17 protein-coding genes are annotated in these 18,130 nt (G+C 60.7%); 7 read left to right on the forward strand and 10 right to left on the reverse strand.

Going from position 1 to position 18,130, the window contains the following annotated elements:
- The first annotated feature begins 218 nt into the window (after nucleotides 1-218).
- Both AC1PUL_RS17445 and AC1PUL_RS17450 read left to right on the forward strand, forming a co-directional pair.
- Nucleotides 219-1,643 (forward strand): phosphomannomutase, encoded by a 1,425-nt coding sequence (locus tag AC1PUL_RS17445; RefSeq protein ID WP_480465354.1) that lies wholly within the window; start codon nucleotides 219-221, stop codon nucleotides 1,641-1,643.
- Nucleotides 1,644-1,694: 51 nt separating this feature from the next.
- Nucleotides 1,695-2,447 carry an SDR family NAD(P)-dependent oxidoreductase gene (locus tag AC1PUL_RS17450; protein WP_480465356.1) on the forward strand — a complete coding sequence of 251 codons (753 nt, stop codon included), beginning with the start codon at nucleotides 1,695-1,697 and terminating at the stop codon, nucleotides 2,445-2,447.
- A gap of 140 nt (nucleotides 2,448-2,587) precedes the next feature.
- Here AC1PUL_RS17450 and AC1PUL_RS17455 read toward each other — a convergent pair whose 3' ends face one another.
- From AC1PUL_RS17455 to AC1PUL_RS17465, 3 genes are read right to left on the reverse strand one after another with little or no spacing between them, the layout of a single operon-like run.
- Complete coding sequence (locus tag AC1PUL_RS17455; RefSeq protein ID WP_480465358.1) at nucleotides 2,588-3,805, reverse strand: class I SAM-dependent methyltransferase; 1,218 nt, start codon at nucleotides 3,803-3,805, stop codon at nucleotides 2,588-2,590.
- Entirely contained in the window at nucleotides 3,802-4,596 is a 795-nt protein-coding gene (locus tag AC1PUL_RS17460) for a DUF1365 domain-containing protein (protein WP_480465360.1), read from the reverse strand. Before AC1PUL_RS17460 ends, AC1PUL_RS17455 begins: the two co-directional genes overlap by 4 nt.
- Entirely contained in the window at nucleotides 4,593-5,951 is a 1,359-nt protein-coding gene (locus AC1PUL_RS17465; protein WP_480465361.1) for an NAD(P)/FAD-dependent oxidoreductase, read from the reverse strand. Before AC1PUL_RS17465 ends, AC1PUL_RS17460 begins: the two co-directional genes overlap by 4 nt.
- A 241-nt stretch (nucleotides 5,952-6,192) precedes the next feature.
- Between AC1PUL_RS17465 and AC1PUL_RS17470 the strand changes: the two genes are divergently transcribed.
- From AC1PUL_RS17470 to AC1PUL_RS17490, 5 genes are read left to right on the forward strand one after another with little or no spacing between them, the layout of a single operon-like run.
- A complete protein-coding gene (locus tag AC1PUL_RS17470; protein ID WP_298466043.1) occupies nucleotides 6,193-6,762 on the forward strand; it encodes a sigma-70 family RNA polymerase sigma factor in 570 nt (189 codons plus the stop codon).
- Complete coding sequence (locus AC1PUL_RS17475; RefSeq protein ID WP_480465362.1) at nucleotides 6,759-7,436, forward strand: ChrR family anti-sigma-E factor; 678 nt, start codon at nucleotides 6,759-6,761, stop codon at nucleotides 7,434-7,436. The genes AC1PUL_RS17470 and AC1PUL_RS17475 overlap by 4 nt, the downstream gene beginning before the upstream one ends.
- A 39-nt stretch (nucleotides 7,437-7,475) precedes the next feature.
- Nucleotides 7,476-7,880: a DUF2177 family protein gene (locus AC1PUL_RS17480; protein WP_480465363.1), complete on the forward strand. Its 405-nt coding sequence runs from the start codon at nucleotides 7,476-7,478 to the stop codon at nucleotides 7,878-7,880.
- Nucleotides 7,881-7,919: 39 nt separating this feature from the next.
- On the forward strand, nucleotides 7,920-8,933 hold the full coding sequence (locus AC1PUL_RS17485) for a ligase-associated DNA damage response exonuclease (RefSeq protein ID WP_480465364.1): 1,014 nt from the start codon (nucleotides 7,920-7,922) through the stop codon (nucleotides 8,931-8,933).
- Between the two features lies 1 nt (nucleotide 8,934).
- Complete coding sequence (locus AC1PUL_RS17490) at nucleotides 8,935-10,554, forward strand: cisplatin damage response ATP-dependent DNA ligase (protein WP_480465365.1); 1,620 nt, start codon at nucleotides 8,935-8,937, stop codon at nucleotides 10,552-10,554.
- Between the two features lies 1 nt (nucleotide 10,555).
- Here the strand turns inward: AC1PUL_RS17490 and glpK are convergent, their stop codons facing one another.
- The 7 genes from glpK to AC1PUL_RS17525 all read right to left on the reverse strand — a co-directional run bounded on the left by glpK (nucleotide 10,556) and on the right by AC1PUL_RS17525 (nucleotide 18,090).
- On the reverse strand, nucleotides 10,556-12,049 hold the full coding sequence (gene glpK, locus AC1PUL_RS17495) for a glycerol kinase GlpK (RefSeq protein ID WP_480465366.1): 1,494 nt from the start codon (nucleotides 12,047-12,049) through the stop codon (nucleotides 10,556-10,558).
- 77 nt (nucleotides 12,050-12,126) lie between these two features.
- The gene (locus tag AC1PUL_RS17500; protein ID WP_480465367.1) at nucleotides 12,127-13,848 is read right to left on the reverse strand and encodes an ABC transporter substrate-binding protein; all 1,722 of its coding nucleotides are present in this window, start codon (nucleotides 13,846-13,848) and stop codon (nucleotides 12,127-12,129) included.
- 86 nt (nucleotides 13,849-13,934) lie between these two features.
- The gene (locus AC1PUL_RS17505; protein ID WP_298465968.1) at nucleotides 13,935-14,216 is read right to left on the reverse strand and encodes a DUF2160 domain-containing protein; all 282 of its coding nucleotides are present in this window, start codon (nucleotides 14,214-14,216) and stop codon (nucleotides 13,935-13,937) included.
- A gap of 10 nt (nucleotides 14,217-14,226) precedes the next feature.
- The gene (locus tag AC1PUL_RS17510) at nucleotides 14,227-15,045 is read right to left on the reverse strand and encodes a carbohydrate ABC transporter permease (RefSeq protein WP_298465970.1); all 819 of its coding nucleotides are present in this window, start codon (nucleotides 15,043-15,045) and stop codon (nucleotides 14,227-14,229) included.
- Nucleotides 15,046-15,056: 11 nt separating this feature from the next.
- Nucleotides 15,057-15,926: a carbohydrate ABC transporter permease gene (locus AC1PUL_RS17515; RefSeq protein ID WP_298465974.1), complete on the reverse strand. Its 870-nt coding sequence runs from the start codon at nucleotides 15,924-15,926 to the stop codon at nucleotides 15,057-15,059.
- Nucleotides 15,927-15,928: 2 nt separating this feature from the next.
- Nucleotides 15,929-16,999, reverse strand: a complete 1,071-nt coding sequence (locus AC1PUL_RS17520; RefSeq protein WP_480465368.1) for an ABC transporter ATP-binding protein — start codon at nucleotides 16,997-16,999, stop codon at nucleotides 15,929-15,931.
- An 11-nt stretch (nucleotides 17,000-17,010) separates the two neighbouring features.
- Nucleotides 17,011-18,090 (reverse strand): ABC transporter ATP-binding protein, encoded by a 1,080-nt coding sequence (locus tag AC1PUL_RS17525; protein ID WP_480465369.1) that lies wholly within the window; start codon nucleotides 18,088-18,090, stop codon nucleotides 17,011-17,013.
- Nucleotides 18,091-18,130: the final 40 nt, after the last annotated feature.

An 18,130-nucleotide genomic window follows, 5' to 3' on the forward strand; every position in this document is an offset into this window, starting at 1 on the left:
CAGTGCCGCTCGGTAGGATCGGCAATACTCCTCCTCCTCCCAATTGCCGATCAAGTTTAAGAGCCTGGCGCATCCTCCTCCCGCGCCAGGCTCTTTTCATTTCAGGCCTCCTTCACTGATTATTCCTCCATGGCGCCCACGGCGGTCACTTCCGCTTGCTGCATGCGGTCGCGGGGCCATATAAGGCCTTCTGCTTGCAACACGCTCAGGAGGCATTCATGACGGTGAAGTTTGGCACAAGCGGCCTGAGGGGTCTTTCGACGGATCTGGTCGGCTCGGTATCGGCGCTTTACTCAACCGCATTCGCCCGGCACATGCTGGAGAGCGGCGCGCTGACATCAGGTGCTCCCATTGTCATTGGCCGCGATTTTCGGCCATCCAGCCCGGACATCTCCGCAACCATCATGGCTGCCGTGAAGCGGCTCGGCCTGCATCCCATCGATTGCGGAACAATCCCGACACCGGCACTCGCCCTTTACGGTGCCTCGATCGGCGCAGCCGGCATCATGGTGACGGGCTCCCATATTCCTGCGGATCGGAACGGCATCAAGTTCTACCGGCCCGATGGCGAGATCAACAAGGCCGATGAAGACGCGATCACCCGAATCGCGCAGGACCTCAAGGAGGATATAGAGGCCAACAGGGTCGAGGCGGGATCCGGCGATGATCGCGAAGCGGATGCCACCCGGCTCTTCATCGACCGCAATCTCGGCATCCTTGCGCCCGACGCCCTGAAGGGCAAGCGAATCGGGGTCTACCAGCACAGTTCCGTCGCCCGGGACATGCTGGTCACCGTCTTCGAACAGTGTGGCGCGACCGTGTTTCCGCTGGGGCGCTCGGAAGAGTTCATCCCCGTCGATACGGAAGCCGTCTCGGCTGATACCGTGGCGCAACTCGCCAAATGGACGGACGAACTTGCACTGGATGCGGTGCTCTCGACCGATGGAGACGGAGATCGGCCGCTTGTGGCCGACGAACACGGCGTGCCGCTGCGTGGTGACCTGCTCGGCTTGATCGTATCGCGGTTCCTCGGCGCAAAGGTCGTCGCCACGCCTGTCACGTCGAATTCCGGTCTGGAACAGGACGGGGGCTTTGCCGTTCGCCGCACCCGTGTCGGCTCACCTTTTGTCATTGCCGCGATGGAAGAGGCGCTTGCGGCCGGCGAGAGAAGCGTGCTGGGCTTCGAGGCGAATGGCGGCCTGATGCTCGGTTCCGATTTCACCCTCGGCGAGAAAGCGATCACGGCGCTTCCGACCCGGGACAGCTTCCTGCCGGCACTGGCGGTGCTCGGAACCGCCGCCAAACGGGGACTGTCGCTCTCGCAGCTGGTCGAGGATTTCAGTCTGCCCGTGGCGCTCAGCGATCGTCTGGAGAATTATGCCAGCGAGCGCAGCACCTTGCTGATGGCGCATCTGAGGGCTTCGCGGGAACAGTTGTCCGCATTTCTCGCCCCGCTTGGCGAGGTGGCGACGGTCAGCGATATCGACGGGCTGCGCGTGACGCTGGCCGATGGTCGCGTCATCCATTTCCGTCCATCGGGCAATGCCCCGGAAATGCGCTGCTATGTGGAGGCGGCAGACAAGGCGAGTGCTGCCTCGCTCCTGGAAGAGGGGCTTTCGCTGCTGGGGCGCTGGTCGGTCTGAACCATAGGAGATCCTGCGGCGTATTGGTCATACCAGAACCAAGAGGATGTCATGACCAAAATCGCCTGGATTACCGGTTCCAGCACCGGCATCGGTCGCGCACTTGCCGAACGGCTTGTGCGTGACGGGTATCGTGTTGCCGTCAGTGCGCGCAGTGAAGAAGGCCTTGCGACGATTGCCGCGAGCCATCCCGGCAAGGTGGGCGTTTATCCGCTCGACGTCACCCAGCCCGATGCCGTGAAGCAGGTGTTCGAGCGGATCGAGAGCGAGATGGGTCCTGTCGATCTCGCCGTTTTTGCCGCCGGTTCCTACACGCGCGATTACGCAGAGGATTTCGACAGCGAACGCACGCGCCAGATGTTCGAATTGAACGTGCTGGCGACGGCGTCGTGCCTGGAAACCGTCATGCCGGCCATGATAGCCCGCCGCCGCGGCCATATCGCGGTCGTCGCTTCGGTTTCCGGCTATGTCGGCCTGCCGGGTGCTGCGACCTATGGAGCGACCAAGGCAGCACTCAACGTCATGTGCGAGGCGCTCTATCCCGAGCTGGAGCGGCATGGCGTCAAGATGACCATCATCAACCCGGGCTTCGTGGATACGCCGCTGACGAAGAAGAACGATTTTCCGATGCCGTTCCTGATTTCTTCGGAAGAAGCCGCAGACACCATCGCCAGGGGGCTGGAAAAGGGCAAGTTCGAGATCATCTTCCCGTGGAAGATGGCGCTTGCAATCCGGTTTCTGCACGCCCTGCCGCACGGCCTGCGCTTTGCACTGACGCGCAAGATGCTCCGGCCCAAGCCGTGAGCTACTGCATAATTCCTTAAATCGGAATCGATTTAAGGTGAAAATTATGCAGCAGATATAAAGCGCTACAGCGAACCTTTGTGCGCCATGTTTGGCGCACGGCGCTGTAGAACGTCGACATCCTCACACGTGGCATATGTTCAGGCTGGCTTGTCCAGCCTGAACTGTACGACGTCGATGCGACCAAAGCGGAAGCCAACTGCGCAATAATGCAGATAAAGCCGCCACATGCGGTAGAAGCGGCGATCGAAGCCGAGCGGCTCGATCTTCTGCCAGTTGGCGGTGAACGCGCTGTCCCAGGCGATCAGCGTCCGGTCGTAGTCGCGACCGAACCGGAAGCGATCTCCAACGGCCAGTCCTGCAGCCTCAGCATCCCGTTCGAAGACGGTCACGGACGGGAGCATGCCGCCCGGGAAGATGTAGGTCTGGATGAAATCGGCACTGCGGCGATAGTAGTCGAAGCGGCTTTCATCAATCGTGATGGTCTGGATCAGCGCCTGGCCGCCCGAGACGAGGCGTTCCTGTACGGTCTTGAAATAGACCGGCCAGTTTTCTTCGCCGACAGCCTCGAACATCTCGATCGATACAATCTTGTCGTACTGCCCGCGGCAGTCGCGATAGTCTTCAAGGCGGATGTCAACGCGGTCGGCGAAACCCGCCTTCTCCAAGCGCTCACGGGCAAACTTCGCCTGCTCGGTGGACAGGGTCAGGCAGGTGACCCGACAGCCGGTCTTACGGATCGCGTGTTCGGCAAACCCGCCCCAGCCACAGCCGATTTCCAGCACATGATCATCCGGGCCGATCTTCAACTCCTCGACGATGCGGGCGTATTTGGCTTCCTGTGCATCGGCGAGCGTCATCCCAGGCTGGCTGTAGAGCGCCGACGAATAGGTCATGGTCCGGTCGAGCCAGAGACCGTAAAAGGCGTTTCCGAGATCATAGTGATAGGCGATGTTCCGCCGGCTGCCCTTTTTCGAATTGCGACGCAGCTTGTGGCGCAGGCGGGCGAGCGTCTTGAAGATGGACGAAGAAGCAAGCACACGTCCGAGCTGGGGCTCGTTGGCAAGCGCCAACTCCAGAACCGCGCCGATGTCGGGCGAGTCGAGATCACCATCAATAAAGGACTGCGCAAAGCCCAGTGTGCCGCTGGTGAGGATGCGTAATACGGGGCTCGCGTTGCGCACACACAGCACGGCATTCGGTCCGGCATCCGCACCAATCGCCACATGTTCGCCATAGCCTTCGAACTGCAGGGTCAGCCGGCCGACTGCGATGCGGTCGGCCCAGCGGCACATCATCCGCTGCCAGAATGTGAGAGAGCTAACGACAGGGTGCATTTCCTGTTCAGCGTGACTCATGACTTGTTCATCCCATTCTGCACAACGATCGTGGAGGCTATTTTGGCTGCGGCTGGCTTGTGTCGATAAATCGGAACTCCCTTCCACCAGAGCTTCAGTGCCTCCCAGTGAATGCCCCCCATCACCTTGAGGGTCATCAAAGGATACTTCAGCACCATGTGCAACAAGCCTTTGTCTGACAAAGGACGGCGCCTGCCGGAAAAAGTTGCAAACAAAAGCGGGCCTTCCGGATCATTTTCGCCAATGTTGATGGCCACGTCGTCCGAAGGCGGGCTGATGCGGAAATTGTATTCGCAGTTCATCGGCATGAAGGGGGAAACATACATTTCCTTGGCGCAACGGTGCCGTAGGATCGCACCACCATCGGCCTTCACGGGGATCACATAGGTGTGGCGCTCGTTGAAGGTGTTGCAGACCTCGTAAAGCACGGCTTCGAGGGCGCCATCTGCGCGGTAGCAGAAATAAACGGTCAGCGGATTGAAGACATAGCCGAGAATCCGCGGATAGCAGAGCATGCGGATTTTCCAATCCGTGGCTTCCAGACCCGCCGCCGAAAGTCGCTCTTCCACCCAGTTGCGGAGCTCGCCGGGCCGGCCATTGCCGTGGTCGACGTCATGCACGGAATAGAGGGCTGCCCGGTTATATCCAAACAGCCGCATGCGTCCGTTCAGCTCCTCGATTTCGTCGAGATCGATCAGCAGCGAGAAGACGCTGTAGCGCAGGCTGTGCTTCTTAGGCCGGCTGCGGACATGCAGCACATGCCCGGCATAGATTGCGGAATTCAGGGTCATTCCGCAGCCTCGAGCTGGCGGCTGATCACGATGCGGCCAGACTCGTTGGGAACCGACCATGGACGACGGACACCACCAAGTGCCTCCGCGACGGCCAAGCCGGCTTGCAGACCATCCTCATGGAAGCCACTGCCGAAATAGGCGCCGCAGAACCAGGTCTTGCGACGTCCCTGCAGCCCCCAGATCCGGCGCTGCGCGCGAATGGCCGCAACGTCGAACAGCGGATGTTCATAGTTGAAGGTCTTGATGATCTTGGACGGATTGATCGGGCGGCATGGGTTCAAGGTGACGAAGAGCGGAGTTGCCGGATCGAGCGACTGCAGCTTGTTCATCCAGTAGGTCACGCACAGGGTTTCGCTCGCATCGGCATGTGTTTCGGCCACGTAGTTCCAGCTCGACCACACGGCCTTGCGCTTCGGCATCAGCCGCTCGTCCGAATGCAACACGGCGAGGTTCGGCGTGTACTGGAAGGATTCCAGGATCTCACGCTCTTCGCTGTCTGCATCTTCGAGAAGGTCGATGCTCTGGTTGGCATGGGTGGCGAGGACAATCTCGTCAAAAGTTTCCACATGCCCATGAACATCGGTCACCTCAACGCCGGAGATCCCGCGCCGAACGCCGGTCACCGCGGTTCCGAGGCGCACTTCGCCGCTGAAATCGGCGAGAATGCGGGCGACATATTCACGGCTGCCGCCCTTCACGGTCCTCCAGCGCGGGCGATCCTTGAGCACCAGCAAGCCATGGTTGGCGAAGAAGCGAATGAAGGCATGCAGCGGATAGAGCCGCATTTCGGACGCCGTCGTCGACCAGATGGCCGCGCCCATCGGCAGAAGATGATCCTCCACGAAGGAGGGCGCATAGTTGGCGGAGGCAAGATAATCGCCAAGCGAGACACCTTCGAGTTCCGAGCGATCGAGAAGACCGGGGGCTTCCTTGTAGAAGCGCAGGATGTCCTTCACCATGCGCCAGAAGCGTGGGCGGAAGATGTTCGACTTCTGGCCCATCAGCCCGGACAGGCCGGAGCCGGAATATTCAAAAGCTCCACCGCCGAGCGAAGCGGCAAAGGACATGTTCGACGGCAAGGTCGGAACGTCGAGCTGCTCGAACAGTTTCACCAGATTGGGATAGTTCCGGTCATTGTAGACGATGAAACCGGTATCGACGGGAATATCCTTAGTGGCCCCGGGCGCAAGCACCGTATTGGAATGGCCACCTGGACGGTTTTCCGTTTCGTAAAGGACGACATCGACACTTTTCGAGAGCAGCCACGCACAAGAAAGACCCGAAATTCCCGAACCGACGACCGCGATCCTGCGTTTACCGCCGATTGCGGCCTTCGTAATACCAGTGTCCATTATCCGCCCTTTATCAAGTGTTCCATCCAATGGAATTGTCTTGGATTACGCAAGGCAATTCTCAATGGATTGATCGACACGAATAAATTCACATGAAGTGATCCGGGCGAAGAGCTGCGGCGTAGACTGGCTCATGATGAACGCGATACACATCTCGGCAGATGCGTGCCACAATGACCCCGGGCGGACAGCACGGCAACAGGTCGTTGCGCCGCTCAAACGAGGGAAAAAAAGCGTTTCGATGACCGAGTCGGTGGAAGAACTGGACCAGCGTAACTTCTCGCAGCTTCTGGCCGCCGTTGGCCGCGACAGAGACATCGAGGCCTTTGAGACGCTCTTTAAGTATTACGGTCCGAAAGTGCGTGCCTATATGGCAAAGCTTGCCCGAGACGGACAGGCCGCAGAGGAGCTGATGCAAGAGACGATGCTGGCGGTCTGGAACAAGGCCGAGCAGTTCGACCCGACCCGGGGGAACGTCTCCAGCTGGATCTTCACCATCGCCCGAAATCAGCGCATCGACGCGTTCCGACGCGAAAGACGGCCGACCTTTGACCCGTCCGATCCGGCTTTCGTGCCCGACGACGTTCCGCCGGCCGATGTCGAATTCGAAGGCAAGCAGGAGGCAGACCGTCTCCGGCGTGCCATGGAAACCCTACCACCCGAACAGCTCGAACTCCTCAAAATGTCATTCTACAGAGAAGCATCCCACAGCACGATCGCAGCCGAACTCGGGCTGCCAATGGGAACCGTGAAATCGCGCATCCGCCTCGCCTTCGCGAAGCTGCGTGCAGCACTGGAGGAGCGGGCATGACCCTCCACGTTCAACACCATATCAGCGACGAGCTTCTGCTCGACTATGCTACCGGAAATCTGGCCGAAGGCTGGAGCATCGCCGTTGCGACGCATCTGGCGCTCTGCCCGTCCTGCCGCGACCGACTGTCCTTCATGGAACATACTGGCGGACAGTTGCTGGAGGCGACCGAGGTTACAGCCGAGGAGACGCCGGCGGCAGACAGCTGGTCGGCGATGAAATCGAAGCTAAAGACACAGGCCGGTTCTCAGACATCGACCGCCAAGCCAGTTGCCGCTCCGAAAGATCTGCCAGTTCTGCCTGAGCCATTGCGTTCTTATCTTGGAAGCGATGTCGATGGTTTGAAATGGAAGGCACTCGGGCGTGGCGCCTATCATATTCCGATCAAGACAGGCGACAGCGAAAGCCAGGTGCGCCTGCTCAAGATCCCTGCGGGCAAGCCTGTGCCCGAGCATTCACATGGCGGACGCGAACTGACGCTGGTGCTGAAGGGGGCCTTCACTGATGGGGCAACGGTCTTCAAGCGCGGCGATATCGAGGAAGCGGACGAGACCCTGACGCACCAGCCGGTGGCGACACCGGATGAAGATTGCATCTGTCTTGCGGTGACCGATGCGCCGCTGAAGTTCAAGAGCCTTCTGGTCCGAATGGTCCAGCCGGTTCTCGGGATCTGATTGGAGGCCGGGCGCCCGCCCGGCCCTGGAGGAAGACCTATGCCTTACGTCATCGCCTACATCTCGACGGCCGTGGTCTTTTTTGCGATCGATTATCTCTGGCTGACCCGGATCGCGATCGGCTTCTACCGCGAGCATATCGGTGCGCTTCTACTGGAGACGCCTAACTTCGCGGCGGCGGGGATCTTCTATCTGTTCTATGTGGCCGGCCTTGTCTATTTCGCAGTCATGCCGGCTGTATCTGCCGGGACCGTCGTGACCGCACTGGTCAATGGCGCGCTGATCGGACTGCTTGCCTACGGCACCTATGACATGACCAATCTTGCCACGCTCAAGGGCTGGTCGCTGCAGGTCAGCCTTGTGGATATGGCCTGGGGCGCTTTCCTGTCCGCAACCGCCTCTGCGGCTGGCTATCTCGCCGTCTCACGCTTTGCCACGACCTGACCGCTGGCAGCCTCGGCAGCGGCGCCCTATGTTCTGGGCATGATCAAGCCGGACCTTCTTCTCCATCCGACACCCGGCGGGCTCTATTGTCCGCTGGGTGATTTTTTTGTCGATCCGGTCCGGCCGGTCGATCGGGCGCTGATTACGCACGGCCATTCCGATCATGCCCGCTCGGGACACGCCCATGTCCTGGCGACACGGCAGACGCTGGATATCATGGCAATCCGCTACGGCGCGGATTTCTGCGGCACGTCGCAGAGCGCGGCCTTTGGCGAGACCCATGTGATCAATGGGGTTTCCATCCGCTTTCATCCCGCTGGTCATGTTCTGGGGTCGGCACAGATCGAGATTGAAGCGCAGGGGACGCGAATCGTGGTGTCCGGCGACTACAAGCGCGGCGCTGATCCGACCTGCGCCAGTTTCGAGCCGGTCCCTTGCGATGTCTTCATCACCGAGGCGACCTTCGGACTGCCCGTGTTCCACCATCCCGAGCCACGGCTGGAAATCCAGAAGCTTCTGACGTCCCTGCAGCAGTTTCCCGAACGCAGCCACCTGATCGGTGCCTATGCGCTGGGCAAGGCGCAGCGGGTGATTTCGCTGATCCGCCGCGGCGGCTATGAGAAGCCGATTTATATCCACGGGTCGATGGCCAAGCTTTGCGACTACTACTCCGAGCAAGGGGTGGAGCTTGGGGAGTTGAGGCCTGCGACGACGGAAGACAAGAAGTCGGGTCATCTCAAGGGCGCCGTGGTGATCGGCCCGCCCTCGGCCTTCAACGATCGCTGGGCGCGACGCTTCGAGGATCCGCTCGCCATCTTCGCATCCGGCTGGATGATGGTGCGTCAGCGGGCGAAACAGCGGGGCGTGGAACTGCCACTCGTCATTTCCGACCATTGCGACTGGCCGGAACTGCTCGATACGATCCGGGAAGTCGGGCCGCAGGAGGTCTGGGTGACCCATGGACGCGAGGAAGCGCTGGTGCGCTGGTGCGAACTTGAGGGCATCAGGGCCCGACCGCTGCACCTTGTCGGCTATGAAGACGAGGGGGATTGAGATGAAGGCCTTTGCCCGCCTGCTCGACCGTCTGGTTCTCACCCCGAGCCGGAATGGCAAGCTGACGCTGCTGACGGACTATTTTCGCGACACGCCCGATCCCGATCGCGGCTATGCGCTGGCCGCACTCACCGATGGGCTCGACATCAAGGGTGTGAAGCCCGCTCTGCTCAAGGAGCTCGTGCTGGAGCGGATGGACCCGATCCTCTTCCAGTATTCCTATGACTATGTCGGCGATCTGGCCGAGACCATTTCTCTCGTCTGGGAGCCGCAGGCACTCGAGCCTGAAAGCGATCAGGATCTCGAAAGCCTTTCCAAAATCGTCGAGCGGCTGCAGCGGCTTGGGCGAAACGAGACGCGCTCGGTCATGCGCGACCTCTTCGACAGGCTCGACACATCCGAGCGGTTTGCGCTTATCAAGCTCGTGACCGGAGGCCTCCGGATTGGCGTCTCGGCGCGCCTCACCAAGCAGGCGCTGGCGCTCTATGGCAACAAGGACGTCGTTGACATCGAGAGCCTGTGGCACGGATTGAAGCCGCCTTACACCGAGCTTTTCGCCTGGCTGGAGGATCGGGTCCAAAAGCCTGTCTTGTCGACGCCGGCGATCTTCCATTCGGTGATGCTGTCCACGCCGATCGAGGACAGGGACCTCCCCAACCTGGACCCCAAGGATTTCGCCGCCGAATGGAAGTGGGACGGCATCCGCGTGCAGCTCTCCTGCTCAGGTGGACGCAGCCGGCTCTATTCCCGCTCGGGCGACGATATTTCCGGCGCCTTTCCGGATATCATTGAGGCGGCCCGGTTCGATGGCGTGATCGATGGCGAACTGCTTGTGGGTGGTACATCACGAACGAATGCACCGACGCGCACCTTTTCCGACCTGCAGCAGCGGCTCAATCGCAAGACCGTGACGGCCAAGATGATCGAGGACTTTCCGGTCTTCATCCGCGCCTATGACATTCTGTTCGACGGCGATGCCGATGTCAGGCCTGAAACCTTCCTTGCCAGGCGCGAGCGGCTGAGCGCCCTGGTCGAGCGGCAGGAGCCACGGCGCTTCGATCTCTCGCCCCTCGTCTCCTTCTCGACCTGGGAAGAACTGGAGCAGTTGCGGGCGGCACCGCCCGATCCGGTGATCGAAGGGGTGATGCTGAAGCGGCTGGATAGCAGCTATCAGGCGGGACGCGCCAAGGGGCCGTGGTTCAAGTGGAAGCGCGATCCGATGAATGCCGATGCCGTGCTGATGTATGCGCAGCGCGGGCACGGCAAACGGTCCAGCTATTATTCCGATTTCACCTTCGGGGTCTGGACGGCAATCCCCGGCGAAGGGGATGTTCTGGTGCCTGTCGGCAAGGCCTATTTCGGCTTTACCGACGAGGAACTCGAGGTGCTCGACCGCTTTGTGCGCAACAACACGGTCGACCGCTTCGGGCCTGTGCGGGCTCTCAGGGCCGAGCCAGAGCACGGGTTTGTGGTGGAAGTGGCTTTCGAGGGACTGGCGCGCTCCAACCGGCACAAGTCCGGGGTGGCGATGCGGTTTCCCCGCATCGCGCGTCTGCGTCAGGACAAGCTGCCCAGGGATGCCGACCGGCTGGAGACGCTGGTCTCACTCATCGACAAATAATTCAGCGCGTGGTCAGGCAGCGCGAGACGCTGTCCTGCCAGCCGGCAATCGCTGCCTCGCGCTCACTTGCAGCCATCCCGGGCTCGAAGCGGCGATCACGCCGCCACGTCGCCGCAAAGCCCTTCTGGTCGGGCCAGAGACCGGCGCGGGAACCAGCCAGCCAGGCGGCACCGAGGACGGTGGTTTCGAGAACCACGGGACGATCGACGGGGGCTGCGAGGATGTCGGCAAGCCGCTGCATCGTCCAGTCGGAGGCGACCATGCCGCCATCGACGCGGAGCACCGTCTTCGAGGCGCTGCCGTTCCAGTCCTTCTTCATCGCTTCGAGGAGATCGTGGGTCTGGTAGGCGACGCTTTCGAGCACGGCGCGGGCGAATTCGGCTGGGCCCGTGCCACGGGTCAGGCCGAAGATGGCGCCGCGGGCATCGGCATCCCAATGCGGTGCGCCGAGACCGGTGAAGGCAGGCACGAGATAGACACGCTGATGCGGATCAGCCTTGCTGGCCAGCGCATCGGTTTCCGAGGCGACCTTGACGAAGCCCATCTGGTCACGCAGCCACTGGACAGCGGCGCCAGCGATGAAGATCGAGCCTTCGAGGGCATAGGTCGTTTCGCCATTCAGGCGATAGGCGATGGTGGTGAGCAGACGGTTCGATGACGCGACGCGATCCGGTCCGGTGTTCAGAAGCGCGAAGCAGCCCGTGCCATAGGTCGATTTCATCATGCCCGGTTCGAAGCAGGCATTGCCGATGACGGCGGCCTGCTGGTCGCCGGCGACGCCGAGGATCGGGATTGCGGCTCCGAGAACTGCGGCGTCGGTGATGCCGAAGTCATCGGCGCAGTCCTTGACCTCCGGCAGCATGGCGCGCGGGATTTCGAGGATGGACAGAAGCTCGTCGTCGAAGCGGTTTTCGCCGATGTCATAGATCAGGGTGCGCGAGGCATTGGTGGCATCGGTCGCATGGACCTTGCCCCCCGTCAGCTTGTAGATGAGCCAGCTATCGACCGTGCCGAAGCATATCTCGCCCTTATCGGCGCGGGCCTTCAGACCATCGACATTCTTGAGGAGCCAGGACAGCTTGGTGCCGGAAAAATAGGGATCGAGCAGCAGGCCGGTCTTTTGCGTGAAGAGCGGCTCCAGACCCTTCTGCTTGAGTTCATCGCAGAAACGGGCGGTGCGACGGTCCTGCCAGACGATGGCGCGGTGAACAGGCTTGCCGGTGCTGCGATCCCAGACGACGACGGTTTCACGCTGGTTGGTGATGCCGATCGCGGTGACATCGCCGATCTTGATCTTGGCGGCGGAGAGCGCCTTTTCGATGGTCGCCAGCACGCTCTGCCAGATTTCGTCCGCATCATGCTCGACCCAGCCGGAATCCGGGAAATGCTGGGTGAACTCCTGCTGGGCGACGCCGACGATATGCATCTCGTGATCGAAGATCATCGAGCGGGTCGAGGTCGTTCCTTGGTCGATGGCCAGAATGTAACCGCTCATCAGGCGAAGACTCCTTATGTGAAGAAGCCGGGGCGTAGATTTCGCCCCGGCGGTTGTCAATCGACAGAGTTGTCAGATCAGTTCTGCCAGCTCTTGACCAGTTCGTCGTAGTTGACGGTCATCGGGGTGCCCTTCTCGTCAGCCAGCTTCAGCTGAGGAGCGAGGTTGCCCTTGGCAACGGCATCGGCATTCCACTCTTCGAGGGTCTTTTCCTCGGCGAGCTTCGGACCGATGTCGCCCTGAACGCCTGCACGCTCGAGACGCTCAAGAACCTTTTCCTGCTCAGCGCAGAGCGAGTCCATGGCTTCCTGTGCGGTCTTGGCGCCGGAGGAGGCATCACCGATTGCCTGCCACCAGAGCTGAGCCAGCTTCGGATAGTCAGGAACGTTGGTGCCGGTCGGCGACCACTGCAGACGGGCCGGCGAGCGATAGAATTCGATCAGACCGCCAAGCTTCGGAGCGCGCTCGGTGAAGGAGGCATGATCCAGCGTCGACTGACGGATGAAGGTCAGACCGACATGGCTCTTCTTCACGTCGACAGTCTTGGAGGTGACGAACTGAGCGTAGAGCCAGGCTGCCTGGGCACGGTCGACCGGGGTCGACTGCATCAGGGTCCAGGAACCTGCGTCCTGATAGCCAAGCTTCATGCCGTCCTTCCAGTATGCGCCCTTCGGCGAGGGTGCCATGCGCCACTTCGGCGTGCCATCCTCGTTCATGACCGGCAGGCCTTCCTTGACCATGTCGGCGGTGAAGGCGGTGTACCAGAACATCTGCTGGGCGATTTCACCCTGTGCCGGGACCGGGCCCGATTCAGAGAAGGTCATGCCGGCAGCCTGCGGCGGAGCATAGGCCTTCAGCCACTGCAGGTACTTCTCGATTGAGTAGACGGCGGCCGGACCATTGGTGTCACCACCACGGGCAACGCAGGAGCCAACCGGACGGGAGTTCTCGTCAACCTTGATACCCCATTCGTCGACCGGGCGGCCGTTCGGGATGCCCTTGTCGCCATTGCCGGCCATGGAGAGCCAGGCATCGGTGAAGCGCCAGCCGAGCGACGGGTCCTTCTTGCCATAGTCCATATGGCCGAAGACCTTCTTGCCGTCGATTTCGCGACCTGTGAAGAATTCGGCGATGTCTTCATAAGCCGACCAGTTGACCGGCACGCCGAGGTCGTAACCATACTTGGCCTTGAAGTCGGCCTTGTTCTTCTCGTCGTTGAACCAGTCGTAGCGGAACCAGTAGAGGTTCGCGAACTGCTGGGTCGGCAGCTGATAGAGCTTGCCATCCGGAGCCGTGGTGAAGGAGCGACCGATGAAGTCCTCGACGTCGAGCGTCGGGCTTGTCACGTCCTTGCCTTCGCCTGCCATCCAGTCCGTCAGGTTGCGGACCTGCTGATAGCGCCAGTGGGTGCCGATCAGGTCTGAGTCATTGATGTAGGCGTCGTAGATGTTCTCGCCCGACTGCATCTGCGTCTGCAGCTTTTCGACGACGTCGCCTTCGCCTATCAGGTCATGGGTGACCTTGATGCCGGTGATGGCGGTGAAGGCCGGAGCGAGGACCTTGGATTCGTATTCATGCGTCGTGATGGTTTCGGAGACGACCTTGATCTCCATGCCCTGGAACGGCTTGGCAGCGTCGATGAACCACTGCATTTCGGCTTCCTGGGCCGCACGGTCGAGTGACGACAGGTCACCGATTTCCGCGTCCAGGAACTTCTTTGCCGCTTCCATATCGGCAAAGGCGACGCCCGTCATGGCCAAGAGCATGGCAGCCGTCGTCGTCAAAAGTTGCTTTCGCATATTTGTCCTCCCTAAAGGTTTGCGATTGCAGACACTTTGCAGTCTCGAGGATGGCGACCTCCCGCCGCCATCCGCCTTTTCTTGCTCTACACGTAGCGGAATACGCCGATGGCGTAGACAACGGAGAGAGCGAGAGCCCACCACAGACTCGGTCCGACGAGACCGAGCCAAGCGAGATGAATGAACGCCGAACCGAGCAGCGAGACGAAGAGTCGATCGCCGCGTGTGGTTTCAAAGCGCAAGATACCAATCCGCGGATTGCCGCCGGGCGAGAGATATTCCCAAACCGCCATCGACAGGATCAACGCGAAAATCACGAGGAAGAAGATCGCCGTCGGCAGCGTCCAGGCCATCCATGAGAAATCCATCGAACCCTCCTCAGACGCGGCCCAGGGCAAAGCCCTTGGCGATGTAGTTACGGACGAAATAGATCACGAGCGCTCCGGGGATGATGGTCAGCACACCGGCTGCCGCCAAGACGCCCCAGTCCATGCCGGATGCCGAGACCGTACGGGTCATGGTCGCCGCAATCGGCTTGGCATCCGTGGTTGTCAGGGTGCGGGCAATCAGCAGTTCGACCCAGGAGAACATGAAGCAGAAGAAGGCTGCGACGCCGATGCCGGATGCAATCAGCGGCATGAAGATCTTCACGAAGAACTTCGGGAAGGAATAGCCGTCGATATAGGCGGTCTCGTCGATCTCCTTCGGCACGCCCGACATGAAGCCTTCGAGGATCCAGACGGCGAGCGGCACGTTGAACAGGCAGTGTGCGATGGCAACCGCGATATGCGTGTCGATCAGATTGAAGGCCGAATAGAGCTGGAAGAATGGCAAGGCGAAAACGGCTGGCGGCGCCATGCGGTTGGTCAGCAGCCAGAAGAACAGGTGCTTGTCACCGAGGAAGCGATAGCGCGAGAAGGCGTAGGCTGCCGGGAGCGCCACCGCAACCGAGATCACCGTGTTCAGCACCACGTAGATGATCGAGTTGATATAGCCATTGTACCACGACGGATCGGTAAAGATCACAACATAATTGGCGATCGTCGGATCTGTCGGCCACAACGAGAAATCTCCCAGGATCTCGTTGTTGGTCTTGAAGCTCATGTTGACGAGCCAGTAGATCGGCAGGATCAGGAAGACGATGTAGATCGTCGGGATCAGGAAGCCGAAGCGGGAACGGGTATCGGAAGCGTTCATCTCTCTCCTCCTCACTGGCTCTTGGCGTCGCTGACGGTCATGACGGTGTAGAAGACCCATGACAGCAGCAGGATGATCAGGAAGTAGATGATCGACATGGCCGCAGCCGGACCGAGGTCGAATTGCCCAACCGCCATCTTGACGAGGTCGATCGACAGGAAGGTGGTCGAGTTGCCGGGGCCGCCGCCGGTGACGACGAAAGGCTCGGTATAGATCATGAAACTGTCCATGAAGCGCAGCAGTACGGCGATCAGCAGGACGCGCTTCATCTTCGGCAGCTGAATGTAGCGGAAGACGGACCAGCGCGACGCGCCATCAATCTTGGCTGCCTGATAATAGGCGTCGGGGATCGACACGAGACCGGCATAGCAGAGGAGCACGACAAGGCTCGTCCAGTGCCAGACATCCATCACGATGATCGTCACCCAGGCGTCGATCGGATCCCGGGTATAGTTGTAGTCAACGCCCATCGCATTCAGGGTGTAGCCGAGCAGACCGATGTCGACGCGTCCGAAGACCTGCCAGATGGTGCCGACGACATTCCACGGGATAAGAAGTGGCAGTGCCATCAGTACGAGGCAAACAGGTACGCCCAACCCCTTCTTCGGCATGTTGAGGGCAATGAAGATGCCGAGCGGCACCTGGATCGCCAGGATGATCATCGAGAAGGCGAGGTTTCTGAAGAGGGCGTCCCAGAAGCGGTCTGACGAGAGGATGTCGGCAAACCAGTCCGTGCCAGCCCAGAAGAACTGGTTGTTTCCGAACGTGTCCTGAACGGAATAGTTCACCACGGTCATCAGCGGGATGACGGCCGAGAAGGCCACCAGCACGAGGACCGGAATGACCATGAACCAGGCTCTGTTGTTCCAGGTCTTTTCCATGGTCAGCCCTCCAAACCTACGCGCCAGGAATCGGCATAGATACCGACACCTTCGGGAACGAATGTAATCTTGGGATCAGCCGGGATTTCGGCATCCTCCGGCACGACGATCGACAAGAGCTGGCCGGCGAAGCTGGCACGGACGATCTTCTGTCGGCCAATATCCTCGACCTTGGCGACGGACACCGGCATGCCTTCACGGCCGAGGCGGACGAATTCGGGACGAACGCCAAGCTCGATCTTGCCCTGGCCCGAGAGCTTCGGGGTGCCGGGCAGGCTGACGGTCTGGTCGCCGATCGTGGCTGTTGCGCCGGAAACCTTTGCTGGCATGACATTCATGCCGGGAGAGCCAATAAAATAGCCGACAAAGGTGTGGCTCGGGCGCTCGAAGAGTTCGGCCGGCGTTCCGATCTGGACGATCTGGCCGTCATACATGACGACGACCTTGTCGGCGAAGGTCAGAGCCTCGGTCTGGTCATGGGTGACATAGACCATGGTAAAGCCCGACTGGCGATGCAGACGCTTGAGCTGTGAGCGCAGCACCCATTTCATGTGTGGGTCGATGACCGTCAGCGGTTCGTCGAAGAGGATGGCGTTGACATCGGAGCGGACGAGACCTCGACCGAGCGAGATTTTCTGCTTCTGGTCGGCGGTCAGTCCCTGGGCGCGCTTTTGCGCCATGGGCTGCAGGTCGATCATGTCGAGGATCTCGTTGACCCGCTTGGTGACCTGATCTTCCGGGACATGGCGGTTGCGCAGCGGGAAGGCCAGATTGTCGTAGACGCTCATCGTGTCGTAGACGACCGGGAACTGGAAGACCTGGGCGATGTTGCGGGCGGCCGTCGGCAGGTTCGTGACGTCGACGCCGTCGAATTCGATGCGGCCATCGGACGGATGCAAGAGGCCCGAGATGATGTTGAGCAGCGTGGTCTTGCCGCAACCGGATGGACCGAGCAGCGCATAGGCGCCACCGTCGTCCCATTCGTGATGAACTTCTTTCAGAGCGTAATCGCCGGCTGCCCGGGCGGCGGGGGAGTATGCGTGACGGATATGGTCGAGGTTGATGCGTGCCATGACGTTGCTCCTCACGCGGCCAGTTCGGCCGGCGCGCCAAGCGCCCTGCCGTCGGCGCCGAACGCCATCAGGTGACGGGTATCGATGAAGACGTCGATCTCACGGTCCGGATCGATGTCGTGGATGCCATGCGCCAGGCAGACCCAGCGGGCATCGCCAAATTCGACATGAATGAAACTTTCGGAGCCTGCGATTTCCGAAACCAGCGTGCGTGAGCGCATCGGCAGGGCCGAGGGCAGGGCCGCAAGCGACAGATGATGCGGATGGAAGCCAAGGGTGACAGGACCGTCTGCGATCGTCGCGAGATGAGCGGGGACGCTCAAGACCGGCTGGCCGTTCAGCTCGAAATGCGCCCCCCGCTTTATAAGCGCAATCGTATTGAGCGGCGGATCGGCGAAGGTCCGGGCAGTCAGAATATCGAGGGGGCGGCGATAGACATTGATCGTCTCGCCGAACTGCGTGATCCGGCCTTCGGAGAGCGTTGCCGTGTATCCACCCAACAGCAGAGCTTCCGATGGCTCTGTCGTCGCATAGACGAAGATTGCGCCGGACTCGGCAAAGATCTTCGGCAGTTCCTCACGCAGTTCTTCGCGCAGCTTGTAGTCGAGGTTGGCGAGCGGCTCGTCGAGGAGCACCAGCGTCGCCTTCTTGACGATGGCGCGGGCGAGCGCCGTGCGCTGCTGCTGGCCGCCGGAGAGATTGAGCGGGGTTCGCTCGAGATAGGGCGTGAGCCGCAGGAGATCGGCGGCCTTGCGCACTTCGCGATCGATGGTGGCTGCGTCCTTGCCGGCAACGCGCATTGGCGAGGCGATGTTTTCGTAGACCGTGAGCGCCGGGTAGTTGATGAACTGCTGGTAGACCATCGCGACATTACGCTTCTGGACCGGCATGCCCGTGACATCCTGGCCATCGAAATGGATCGTGCCAGACGTCGGCTTGTCCAGGCCCGCCATGAGGCGCATCAGGGATGTCTTGCCCGAAAGGGTGGGCCCGAGCAGGACGTTGAGCGTACCCCGCTGCAACGTCAGGTCGGTCGGGTGAATGTGATATTCACCTCCCGCCTTCTTCGAGACTTTACGCAGTTCCAACATATGTCCTCGGGCCTCCTCCAAACCGTCGGTCTTCATCGAG

Source organism: Rhizobium sp. P43 (assembly GCF_056730705.1).

Coding starts and splice junctions, on each gene's coding strand:
- AC1PUL_RS17445 (WP_480465354.1), top strand. CDS start 219: ATGACGGTGAAGTTTGGCACAAGCGGCCTGAGGGGTCTTTCGACGGAT.
- AC1PUL_RS17450 (WP_480465356.1), top strand. CDS start 1,695: ATGACCAAAATCGCCTGGATTACCGGTTCCAGCACCGGCATCGGTCGC.
- AC1PUL_RS17455 (WP_480465358.1), bottom strand. CDS start 3,805: ATGAGTCACGCTGAACAGGAAATGCACCCTGTCGTTAGCTCTCTCACA.
- AC1PUL_RS17460 (WP_480465360.1), bottom strand. CDS start 4,596: ATGACCCTGAATTCCGCAATCTATGCCGGGCATGTGCTGCATGTCCGC.
- AC1PUL_RS17465 (WP_480465361.1), bottom strand. CDS start 5,951: ATGGACACTGGTATTACGAAGGCCGCAATCGGCGGTAAACGCAGGATC.
- AC1PUL_RS17470 (WP_298466043.1), top strand. CDS start 6,193: ATGACCGAGTCGGTGGAAGAACTGGACCAGCGTAACTTCTCGCAGCTT.
- AC1PUL_RS17475 (WP_480465362.1), top strand. CDS start 6,759: ATGACCCTCCACGTTCAACACCATATCAGCGACGAGCTTCTGCTCGAC.
- AC1PUL_RS17480 (WP_480465363.1), top strand. CDS start 7,476: ATGCCTTACGTCATCGCCTACATCTCGACGGCCGTGGTCTTTTTTGCG.
- AC1PUL_RS17485 (WP_480465364.1), top strand. CDS start 7,920: ATGATCAAGCCGGACCTTCTTCTCCATCCGACACCCGGCGGGCTCTAT.
- AC1PUL_RS17490 (WP_480465365.1), top strand. CDS start 8,935: ATGAAGGCCTTTGCCCGCCTGCTCGACCGTCTGGTTCTCACCCCGAGC.
- glpK (WP_480465366.1), bottom strand. CDS start 12,049: ATGAGCGGTTACATTCTGGCCATCGACCAAGGAACGACCTCGACCCGC.
- AC1PUL_RS17500 (WP_480465367.1), bottom strand. CDS start 13,848: ATGCGAAAGCAACTTTTGACGACGACGGCTGCCATGCTCTTGGCCATG.
- AC1PUL_RS17505 (WP_298465968.1), bottom strand. CDS start 14,216: ATGGATTTCTCATGGATGGCCTGGACGCTGCCGACGGCGATCTTCTTC.
- AC1PUL_RS17510 (WP_298465970.1), bottom strand. CDS start 15,045: ATGAACGCTTCCGATACCCGTTCCCGCTTCGGCTTCCTGATCCCGACG.
- AC1PUL_RS17515 (WP_298465974.1), bottom strand. CDS start 15,926: ATGGAAAAGACCTGGAACAACAGAGCCTGGTTCATGGTCATTCCGGTC.
- AC1PUL_RS17520 (WP_480465368.1), bottom strand. CDS start 16,999: ATGGCACGCATCAACCTCGACCATATCCGTCACGCATACTCCCCCGCC.
- AC1PUL_RS17525 (WP_480465369.1), bottom strand. CDS start 18,090: ATGTTGGAACTGCGTAAAGTCTCGAAGAAGGCGGGAGGTGAATATCAC.